This window comes from Falsiporphyromonas endometrii, from assembly GCF_042654485.1.
In the GTDB taxonomy this organism is placed as follows: Bacteria; Bacteroidota; Bacteroidia; order Bacteroidales; family Porphyromonadaceae; genus Porphyromonas; species Porphyromonas endometrii.
The window spans coordinates 26,746-35,809 of the sequence record NZ_JBHSGO010000213.1 but is presented as its reverse complement, the minus strand read 5'-3'; the positions used below and the strand labels follow the sequence as shown (position 1 = coordinate 35,809).

8 protein-coding genes are annotated in these 9,064 nt (G+C 41.6%); 6 read left to right on the top strand and 2 right to left on the bottom strand.

Going from position 1 to position 9,064, the window contains the following annotated elements:
* Positions 1-807: 807 nt before the first annotated feature.
* Complete coding sequence (locus tag ACFO3G_RS08895) at positions 808-1,077, bottom strand: hypothetical protein (protein WP_380080045.1); 270 nt, start codon at positions 1,075-1,077, stop codon at positions 808-810.
* Positions 1,078-1,306: 229 nt separating this feature from the next.
* On the opposite strand from ACFO3G_RS08895, the gene ACFO3G_RS08890 reads away from it, so the two are divergent.
* From ACFO3G_RS08890 to ACFO3G_RS08865, 6 genes are all read left to right on the top strand, one after another.
* Entirely contained in the window at positions 1,307-3,445 is a 2,139-nt protein-coding gene (locus ACFO3G_RS08890) for a tetratricopeptide repeat protein (protein ID WP_380080043.1), read from the top strand.
* A gap of 5 nt (positions 3,446-3,450) precedes the next feature.
* Complete coding sequence (gene mnmE, locus ACFO3G_RS08885) at positions 3,451-4,836, top strand: tRNA uridine-5-carboxymethylaminomethyl(34) synthesis GTPase MnmE (RefSeq protein WP_380080041.1); 1,386 nt, start codon at positions 3,451-3,453, stop codon at positions 4,834-4,836.
* A gap of 229 nt (positions 4,837-5,065) precedes the next feature.
* Positions 5,066-6,073, top strand: a complete 1,008-nt coding sequence (gene porQ / locus ACFO3G_RS08880; protein WP_380080039.1) for a type IX secretion system protein PorQ — start codon at positions 5,066-5,068, stop codon at positions 6,071-6,073.
* Between the two features lie 12 nt (positions 6,074-6,085).
* Positions 6,086-6,781, top strand: a complete 696-nt coding sequence (gene cmk / locus ACFO3G_RS08875) for a (d)CMP kinase (RefSeq protein WP_380080037.1) — start codon at positions 6,086-6,088, stop codon at positions 6,779-6,781.
* Positions 6,781-7,671, top strand: coding sequence for a 4-hydroxy-3-methylbut-2-enyl diphosphate reductase (locus tag ACFO3G_RS08870; RefSeq protein WP_380080049.1), 891 nt, complete (start codon positions 6,781-6,783; stop codon positions 7,669-7,671). Before cmk ends, ACFO3G_RS08870 begins: the two co-directional genes overlap by 1 nt.
* The gene (locus tag ACFO3G_RS08865; protein WP_380080035.1) at positions 7,658-8,200 is read left to right on the top strand and encodes an RNA methyltransferase; all 543 of its coding nucleotides are present in this window, start codon (positions 7,658-7,660) and stop codon (positions 8,198-8,200) included. The genes ACFO3G_RS08870 and ACFO3G_RS08865 overlap by 14 nt, the downstream gene beginning before the upstream one ends.
* Positions 8,201-8,488: 288 nt before the next feature.
* Here ACFO3G_RS08865 and ACFO3G_RS08860 read toward each other — a convergent pair whose 3' ends face one another.
* A complete protein-coding gene (locus ACFO3G_RS08860; protein ID WP_380080033.1) occupies positions 8,489-8,977 on the bottom strand; it encodes a Dps family protein in 489 nt (162 codons plus the stop codon).
* Positions 8,978-9,064 lie beyond the last annotated feature (87 nt).

The following is a 9,064-nucleotide window of genomic DNA, read 5'->3' as shown; positions in this document are numbered from 1 at the left end:
ACCTCCCGATGAGCCTGAATTGACATAGGGGGATACCCCCATTTTAGCGCAAGATGATCAAGTGGGATGCCCCTCTTGAATACTATGCTATGTCCTTCTTCAAAGAAGAACGTTTAGGACACTATTGACTTTATCTTTATTAAATAGGTGTAAAATGGCTTTGATAATGCGATTTGATCGCTGCTGTCAGAGTGTACGCGTATTATGTAAGTTGTCGATTTTTTGCCTTCGATAGCTCCATTTTAGGGCTTTAGGTTGTTAATGGTGTGTTGTTTTTTGGTGCTGGTGGAATTAAATCAAAGTGCATGACAATAATCTATCTTAGATAGTCTGATTAGATCGTTGGAAAGAGAACTGTTTTTTCGAGGTAAAATGGATGATGTTTAGTCAAATAATGTAAATATATCGGAGTGCTATTTCGATATAAAAACAGCCTTTTCTTACCTTCAAATTGGGTTGGATAGAAATATAATCCGAAGACGATAGTACGAAACCGTCCTATTTGGATGTTAATATATGTATATACTACTTTTTATGGACAAAAAGGCGGCTTAAAAATGGACTTCAGGCTGCCTTTTTTGTAAGGTCGCGCGACTTGCAATCCATTGTCGCGCTACCTTGAGGGTAGACTCGCGCGAGGTTGCACCCCAAGTAGCGCGACTTTGCATGTCAAGGTCGCGCGACAACGGATCGAAAGTCGCGCGAGAACAGATTGCTTCTGGCGCGAGTTTATTTGTTAAAATAGCGCATAAAAAAGCCCGTTTCGTACTAATAAAACGGGCAAAGTGTGCATTGGGTCAGATTCCCCTAACCCCGATATGTAGGAAATTCGGTATAAATGAGTGTTGTTTGAGCCCCTTTTAGAGCCTTGGTTTGAGCCGTAAGGTTTAACAAATAAATACTTCTTTGTGCGAGCTTCACAGTCCACACGAAAAGGCAATTTGCAGGGTTGATTTTGAAGATTGCGAAAGTGCAAATATGATCGGGCTCTTTGGGAGATACTCCTGCCTCCCGGAGGACAAATCCACCAGGCCGTATGGCTATCAGAAGTATGGTAAGTAAAACGAGTATTCCCATGGTTTTTATTTTATTGTATAGCTAAGATACTAAAAGTCAATGGAATTAACAATTTATCATTGAGGTATCATTGGATGCTGGCCAAAGTATTTGTTTTTGTACAAATAAGAGACGGATATTGGATATGGATAAGCATGTGTGATTCTGTATGCAATATGGACGTTGTCCTTTGTTTTAGTCTCACTATATTTGTACTCGTCACAGAATCAAAATGCTTACATTTGTGATTATGGAAAATAGGAAGAAAGAAATATATCATTTGATTGATTGTAAAGATATAGGCTCTGCAATCTCAATGCTTTATAACGAGGTTTATACAGACTCGACATCCTTCGAGCAACAACTAAACGAGCTTAAGGGGGTCTATCATAGCCTGCTCTCTTTTTATGCGGATGGCCTCAAAGACCCTAATCGACCTGAGATGATCCACTTTCTTCAATGTAAATTGCTTACCCTGACAGATGCTATTTTCCGACAGCGAGAGTCCAGAAGCAGCGCAGATCTTTATTATAGCAAGTTGCGAGTGTATCTGGGGGTTTCGAGCAATTCTCTATCCGATCTTTTGTCGCGTTCGCAACAGCAGATAGAAGATCGACCGGCATACGAGCGTATTATTCAGACTGCTTTTGAGATGGTTTGGACATCTTCTTTTCTTTCTGATGATGACAAGAATGCTATTGATACATTACCTGAAGATGAGCAGGCTTTGTTGATCTCTGCTCTTTGTCTTGGCCGAAAAGAATGGTGGTGTACATCCGATATTCAATATCTTCTTAGCAAACTGATCGATTCTGCTACTCCACAAAAAGTATTGGCTCGTATATATGTTGAGTTGGTATTGATCTTCAAGGTCCATCCTCTTCATGCCTCTCTATTCAAAAAGGAATTGGAAGGGGTATTTTCGGCTGTGTCCGATACCTCCAATATTGTATCGCTTATGCAGCTTGTCTACAAGTCTTTTTATATGTCGATGACGACAGAGCGAATGACGGAAGGGATGCAACGCAAGCTCCGCAAAAGCATGGAGAATATGGATGTCGATATTTCTAAATTGGGTTCGATAGAAGATCTCAACAGTCTTTTAGAAAAGTCCGGGGAGCAGCCTGAGTGGAAAAATCGGATGGAGTCTTCCGGTGAGTTGGAAAAAACTTTGAGAGAGTTTAACGAGCTCCAGGAGGAGGGTATGGATATGATGCATTCCTCTTTTATGAATCTTAAGACTGACTTTTTCTTTCGTAATGTAAGTAATTGGTTTATACCATTTTCTATGGACCATTCGCGTATTCGTCGTATCTGTGAAGATATTCCGGTGGCGAAAGAGATGGGTCCTTTGTTTACCAGAGAGCTTTGTGATTCGGATCGCTTTTCCTTCTTCTTTATGTTGGAGTCACTTCCTGCGGCAGCCAAATCTCAAATGTTGGATGGCTTTGCCGGATCTTTGGATCAGCTATCGCGTGAGATGCCCGATTTTATTAAGCAGACCCAAGGAGGTAAGTTAGATATCGAGATCCGTTCGTATATCAAGGGTTTGTATCGTTTTTACAAGTTATATGATCTAAAATCTGAGTTTACGGATGTCTTTAAGACTCCATTGCCATTCAATCTTCCTCTAATAGGTTCTCTTGTTTCAGATTATGATTTTAGAGTGATGTTGGCAGATGTGATGATCTCGCATGAGTTTTATGACTTGGCTATCCCCATTCTTAAGGATTTGTGTCATGAGTTTAAGCATGCTGCCCTTTATGAAAAGATGGGATATGCCCTTCAGAAAGAGAAAGATTATGTTTCTGCTATGAAGTTTTATAAGCGTGCAGATGTACTAAGTAATGGAGAACCTTCCCAATGGCTCTATAAGCAGATGGCTTTTTGTGCGCGTCAGGAAGGAGATCTTCAGAAGGCTTATGAGATTTTTATGGAAATGTATGAGCTAAAGATGGATTCTCGTGCTATTTTGCTTGCCGGATCTTGTCTATTGGATTTGCAACGATATGGAGAGGCCGCCAAAATATTTGAGCAATATATGTTTGAAGCAGATCGTAGAGATCTTTTTTGTCTGAGGCCGTTGGCTTGGTGCGCTTTTAAAGAGCATCATCCTGACAAGGCACTTTCTCTGTATGAGGAGATATGCAGTACGGGCAAAGCCGATGCAAGTGACTATCTTAATGCCGGGCATTGCTATTTTATCCTTTCTCAGGTGAAGAAGGCTGTGTCTATGTATCGTAATTCACTCTCTTTGAAGGGAAATGATGCCAAGGCTTTTGTAACGATGTTTAAGAAAGATTATAGAGATCTTAAATCGTACGGTCTCAAAGAAGCAGATTTGTCTTTGATGTGCGATGCTGTTGTTTTCCCTCTTGATTTAATTTAATCTTCATGCACTTATATAACTTTTCTCAAGATACCATTTGCGCTATTGCTACAGCTCCAGGTCAAGGAGGTCTTGCGGTAGTGAGGGTGAGTGGGCCGGAATCTGTATCGATAGTCAGTCAAATATTACGATCTCATAAACCACTTTCGAAGTGGAGTGCCAACTATAGTGGATATGGTTACATTATGGATGGAGAGGCTGTATTGGATGATGTGGTGGTGACCAAATTTGTTGCTCCTCATTCATTTACTGCAGAAGACACGGTAGAGATTAGTTGTCATGGTTCATTGTACATACAAGACAAACTTCTTCAGATCTTGATAGATAGAGGTTGTCGAATGGCTGAGCCAGGTGAATTTACGAAGCGAGCTTTTCTAAATGGACGGATTGATCTTTCTCAAGCTGAGGCTGTTGCCGATATCATCTCGGCAAGATCTTCCGAATCTTTGAAGTTGGCACGCCAGCAGGCTGGTGGAGAGTATAGCAAAGAGTTTAACTCGCTGGCAGATCGCCTTATCGAGTTGACTTCTCTTATGGAGCTTGAATTGGATTTTAGTGAGGAAGATGTCGAATTTGCCGATCGGGACAAACTTTTTTCACTTTGTAGCTCTATCTACCAACGTCTAAGCAAATTGTTACAGACCTATTCGACCGGAAATGCAATCAAGGAAGGAGTGGCCGTGGCTATTGCCGGACCTGCCAATGCGGGAAAGTCGACTCTTCTTAACAAGTTGTTGGGGAGGGATAGAGCTATTGTAAGTGATATTGCGGGCACAACGAGAGATACGATAGAAGATACGGTGGTTTTGGATGGGATTTTGTTTAGACTTGTCGATACGGCTGGGTTGAGGGATACGAGTGATACGATTGAAGAGATCGGAATCAAGAGAACGTATGACGAACTTAAAAAGGCCGATCTTATATTATATGTAGTCGATCAGTCGGCTCTTGATGAAGCTATGATCAAAAATTGTACCCCGATTTTGGAGTCTATCGACAATCCTATGTTACTTATTTTGAATAAATCGGACAAAGAAAGAGAGTATCAATATTCAAAACCTCTACAATGGAAAGAATACGAGACCATGGAACTATCGGCAAAGTATTCGGATGATTTGGTGGACTTGAAAAGTTGGTTGGTTGCCAAAGCTAAACTCCCGGGCAATGGCAATGATGTCGTGGTATCCAATACTCGTCATTATGAAGCTCTAAGCAAAGCTGCGGATGCACTCAAACGTGTGATAGATGGTCTTCAGATGGGGATAACAGCTGACTTCCTATCCCCCGATCTAAGGATTTGTATAGACCATATAGAGGAGGTGACAGGCAGAAGAATCTCCTCAGATACCATCCTTCATCACATATTCAGCCACTTTTGCATCGGCAAATAATTGCTGATAATCATATATCAAAGATGCCATCAAATATCACTACCTTTGCTTAGTAGTGATCGTCATGACAGCGAGTTTGATTGTTGAATGGCAGAGATGTAGGTAATCAATATGCTTTTAACCCATAATTGATTATAGATTGTTGCTGTTCTGATGTTTGTTACATTCTCGATAGATACAATAAATGGAGCCCTTTTTCTGTTTATTATAGCATATCAACTATATATACATGACTAAGAAAATATTAAATATCATAAGCCCCGTACTGTTGTTTTTTGCCTTTTCATCATTGGCATATGGTCAAATGACCGGGAGGGATGAGGTATATGGCTTTTTACGCCTTCCGGCCTCTTCAGAGGTGGTAATGGTGGGAGGTGCATCGGTTTCATATCCTACTCAAGATCCATTGATGGTTTTTTCTAATCCGGGCCTTTATGGTCAAGAGATGGCCGGTCGACTTGGGTTTTCGTTTCTCAATTATATCCCTAATGCCTATTCCGGAGCTGCAGTATATGGAGGTCTCGTAGGTGAGCGTGGAGCCTGGGCTGCCGGAGCCAGATTTGTGCAGTATGGCAAAATGCAAGGTTATGATATTCATGGCAACGCAACGGGAAGTTTTAGTGCTACGGATATAGCTCTTCAGGGAACATACAGCTATGATTTGTCCGATTGTTTCAGAGGTGGAGTGACTCTTAAGGGGATTTATTCTCATATAGACAGCTATTCAAGTTTAGGCGTTGGTGTCGATGTCGGTGTCAGTTATATCAATGAAGATCTTGGAATGCTTTTGGGGGCTGCTGCTACCAATGTCGGAGCTCAACTGAAGGGTTATAATGGTACTCGCGAATCTCTTCCTTGGGATATTCAGGTGGGGTTGTCTCAGCGTTTGGCTCATGCTCCTTTTAGGGCTCATTTTCTGATACATGATCTCAATCCTCGTCTTTGGAGAGACAAGCGGGAAGATCTTTCCTCCGGAGAGCGTTTTACGAGGCACTTTGCTTTAGGAGTTGAATTTGTGCCCAATGATAAGTTCTTTTTGGGGGTTGGTTATAACCCTTCTGTCGGGCAAGACATGAAACTTCAAGGGGGCAATAAACTGGGTGGTTTTTCTATTGGTGCAGGCCTTAAGACTTCTCTTATGGATGTACAGGTTGGAGTGGCCTCTTTTCATCCATCATCATTATCTTTTTCGCTCGGTGTTGTCATACCATTGGGTGATGCCAGAGACGAATTATAATTACTTTATCTTATGCAACAAAAACGTATCATTATTGCTATCGATGGACACAGTTCGTGTGGCAAAAGTACAATGGCCAAGGATTTGGCCAAGGAGATTGGTTATATATATGTAGATACCGGCGCCATGTATCGTGCAGTCACACTATACAGCATTCAAAATAAGATGTGGCAGGGGTCGGCTTTGGATGAAGAGGCTCTTCGGTGTGCGATGCCTAACATTAAGGTCGGTTTTAAGTACTATCCGGAAGAGGGAAGATCGCATACACTTCTTAATGGTCAAGATGTAGAGAAGGAGATTCGTACGATGGAGGTTTCGGGTAAGGTAAGCCCAATAGCCACGATTCCTTTTGTCCGTGAAGCAATGGTTGCTCAGCAGCAGTCTTTTGGTTTGGATAAAGGTATTGTTATGGATGGTAGAGATGTGGGAACGACCGTATTTCCTAATGCCGAACTAAAGATTTTTGTCACCGCTGACCCTAAGGTGCGGGCCCAAAGACGACTTGATGAGATAAGAGCAAAGGGCGACAGTACGACTACATTTGAAGAGGTACTTAAGAATCTGAATGAGCGAGATTATATCGATTCGCATCGTGAGATATCTCCGCTTCGTCAGGCTGAGGATGCCCTTGTTTTGGACAATTCTCATATGAGTATTCCAGAGCAGAAAGCTTGGCTTATTGATCGATTCAATTCGATAGTGAAATGATGATGCCACTTATAGAGATAGATGAGGGTTCCGGATTTTGTTTTGGAGTAGTCAATGCAATCAAAGCTGCAGAACAGGAGCTGGAAGGAAGTCCAGATACTCTGTATTGTTTGGGTGATATTGTACACAATTCGGAAGAGGTTTCTCGTCTCGAATCCAAGGGGCTTCGCACCATCAATTATGATGATCTAAACAATCTTAGCCATTGCAAGGTCCTGCTTCGTGCACATGGTGAGCCTCCCCATGTGTATGCACTTGCCAAAGAAAAGGGGATTGAGATAAAAGATGCCACCTGTCCGGTCGTGTTGGCCCTTCAGAAGAAAATCCGAAACAAGTATAACTCCAGTAGAGAAGAGAATGCCCAAATTGTAATCTATGGGCAAAAAGGACATGCTGAGGTGAATGGTCTTATAGGTCAGTGTAATGGCGATGCTATCGTAATTGAGAAGGTAGAAGAGGTGGAGGAGTATATTGATCCTAAAAGGCCGGTTATACTTTTTTCTCAAACTACTAAAAGTCTTGACTTGTATGAAGCAGTAGGAAAGGCGATCCGCAAGCATCTTCAGAAAGAATGTAACTTCCATCAATTTGATACCATTTGTAGACAGGTATCCAATAGAATACCTCACATTGGAGAGTTTGCTTCTGCTCATGAGTTGGTGTTTTTTGTGGCAGGGCGAAAGAGCTCCAATGGTAAGGTGCTTTTTTCGCATTGTAAGGCTGCCAATCCAAGGTCAATCTTTTTGAGTTCTGCCAACGAGCTGGAACTTAGTATGCTTGATCCTCTACCAAAAAGTATAGGTATTTGTGGAGCGACTTCCACCCCAAAGCGTCAGATGGAGGAGCTTGAACAACGATTACGTAACATATTCGAAGATGAGAAAGCTTAAGACAATAGAGATTGTCAGACACGAAGTCGAGGAGTGCAAAGATTTGCCAAAGATTCCACTCGTGTTGATTTTGGACGATATACGATCCATGAACAATGTCGGTTCTGTGTTGAGAACGGCTGATGCTTTTCGACTGGAGTCTGTTTGTCTTTGCGGTATCACGGCTCATCCGCCTCATCCCGATATACACAAGACAGCCCTGGGGGCAGAGGATAGTGTTGCTTGGACTGTGTCGGACGATCCCGTAGAGGAGGTGAAGAGACTCAAAAGTCAAGGCTACCTTATTTGTGCCTTGGAGCTTGCAACTGATAGTGTGATGCTTCAGGATGTTAAGATAGAAGCATCAGACAAGATTGCCTTAATTTTGGGTAATGAAGTGTTTGGAGTCAAGCAGGAACTCATAGACTTATGTGATTATTGTTTCGAGATACCACAGTTTGGAGTTAAGCATTCTCTTAATGTCTCTGTTGCTACCGGGATTGCTGTATGGCAAATTGCTTCGCAAATGTTAGATAAACTTGGAGAGTAGTGTAAAATCTTTCAATAGGGTTGCTCAACTGCTTATGAAGATTGTTTAATTCTATATCACAAAGGCAATCTGAATGTAGATTCTTTGTGAAATTAATGTCGTGAATATCATAGCCTTGTTGTTGTCATTTGGCTCTGATATCTATAAAAATGGAAAAGGTTGTACCATCTCGGTGCAACCTTTTCTCTTTAATGAGACTATCAGTCTCCTCTCTATATTAACTAACATTCTTGTTATTAGAGACTAAGCTATATAGAAGCGCTTTTAGTCTCTAAGCTGATCTTCTTATTACTTATGGCATTTGCCTGATTGGAATGCTACAAGCATCCAAACAAGTTTTTCTTGCTCTACAAGGAAGTCGCTCATCATAGCTACAGTTACTTCATCTCCTGCTTCAGAAGCCTTGTCAAGCACAGCTCTTTCTTCTTCGATTAGCAGAGAGATAGTTTGCATGATGTTGCTCATAGCTTCATCGGAGCAAGCGATGCTATCAACCTCTTTTACTTTAGCAATCTTGAGGTATTCGCTAAAACGATTGTCAGGAGCTCCACCGAGCTGAAGGATGCGTTCTGCAATTTCGTCTACCTTCTCAGCTGCATCGTTGTACATACTTTCGAACTTCTCATGAAGGATAAAGAAACCATGTCCCTTAATGTTCCAATGAAAACCTCTCAAGTTGGTGTAGTAAACTTGAAAGTCAGCGAGAAGCTGCTTAAGTGATTCAACTACCGGTGCTACACTCTTTTCGTCTAATTTGATAAAATCTAAAGTCTTCATATTCAATTCTTTTTAGTTTGTTTCTTTGTTTTGATTACGTTGCAAAGATACGTTTGAAGACTGCTTCTTGACAAATGCTTTGCTCTA

Excerpts from the sequence above, each read along its gene's own strand:
- porQ (WP_380080039.1), top strand. The coding sequence starts at position 5,066 with ATGACTAAGAAAATATTAAATATCATAAGCCCCGTACTGTTGTTTTTT.
- mnmE (WP_380080041.1), top strand. The coding sequence starts at position 3,451 with ATGCACTTATATAACTTTTCTCAAGATACCATTTGCGCTATTGCTACA.
- ACFO3G_RS08860 (WP_380080033.1), bottom strand. The coding sequence starts at position 8,977 with ATGAAGACTTTAGATTTTATCAAATTAGACGAAAAGAGTGTAGCACCG.
- ACFO3G_RS08865 (WP_380080035.1), top strand. The coding sequence starts at position 7,658 with ATGAGAAAGCTTAAGACAATAGAGATTGTCAGACACGAAGTCGAGGAG.
- ACFO3G_RS08870 (WP_380080049.1), top strand. The coding sequence starts at position 6,781 with ATGATGCCACTTATAGAGATAGATGAGGGTTCCGGATTTTGTTTTGGA.
- ACFO3G_RS08890 (WP_380080043.1), top strand. The coding sequence starts at position 1,307 with ATGGAAAATAGGAAGAAAGAAATATATCATTTGATTGATTGTAAAGAT.
- cmk (WP_380080037.1), top strand. The coding sequence starts at position 6,086 with ATGCAACAAAAACGTATCATTATTGCTATCGATGGACACAGTTCGTGT.
- ACFO3G_RS08895 (WP_380080045.1), bottom strand. The coding sequence starts at position 1,077 with ATGGGAATACTCGTTTTACTTACCATACTTCTGATAGCCATACGGCCT.